A 919-nucleotide genomic window follows, 5' to 3' on the forward strand; every position below is an offset into this window, starting at 1 on the left:
TCGAACGGGATCTCCGGCAACGGCGACCCGAAGTACCCCACCGCCCGATACACCGCCTGCACCGGCCACTCGAAGAACTCCCCCGTCCCACTGACCGTCCCGTCCCCGTTCAACCGCGTCCGCTCCGTGCGCAGCCCCTCGACCTTGCCCTCCCCCAGCACCGCGACCGGCGCATGCAGGAAGTGCAGGTGCAACCGCCGCGACGCCGTGAACTCCGACGGGTCCTTCAACGTCCAGTCCGTCAACGTCTTCACGACCTGCTTCGTCTGGTTCGAGGAGTTGATCGCCGCCATCGACCCCTCGTCGAACTCGAAGTCCTCCGGATACACGATCACGTCCACGTCCGGCACGTGCCCCAGCTCACGCAGCTCCAACGGCGAGAACTTCGCCTGCGCCGGACCACGCCGCGCGAACACGTGCACATCCGTCACCGGAGAGTTCTTCAACCCCTGGTAGACGTTCTCCGGGATCTCCGTCGGCAACAAGTCATCCGCATGCTTGGCCAGCACCCGCGCCACGTCCAACGCCACGTTCCCCGCACCCAGCACCGCGACCTGCTCGGCCTCCAACGGCCACGTCCGCGCCACGTCCGGATGACCGTCGTACCACGACACGAAATCAGCCGCACCGAACGACCCCGGCAGATCGATCCCCTCCACCGGTAGCGCCGCATCCCGGATCGACCCCGTCGAGAAGATCACCGCGTCATAGAACTGCCGCAGATCCTCCAGCTTCAGATCCACCCCGTACTCGACATTGGCGAGCAGACGCACGTCGCCCCGGGCAAGGACCTTGTGCAACGCCACGATGATCTGCTTGATCCGCGGATGATCCGGAGCCACCCCGTACCGCACCAAACCAAACGGCGCAGGAAGACGCTCGAACAAGTCGATACCCACCTCGACACCCGACTTCGACA

General features: G+C 65.4%; 1 protein-coding gene. It reads right to left on the reverse strand.

Going from position 1 to position 919, the window contains the following annotated elements; genetic code table 11:
• Positions 1 to 919 (reverse strand): pyridine nucleotide-disulfide oxidoreductase (locus IE95_RS0118265; RefSeq protein ID WP_030153638.1); only part of this gene is annotated, 919 nt, incomplete at both ends.

The organism is Oerskovia turbata (assembly GCF_000718325.1).
GTDB lineage: Bacteria > Actinomycetota > Actinomycetes > Actinomycetales > Cellulomonadaceae > Oerskovia > Oerskovia turbata.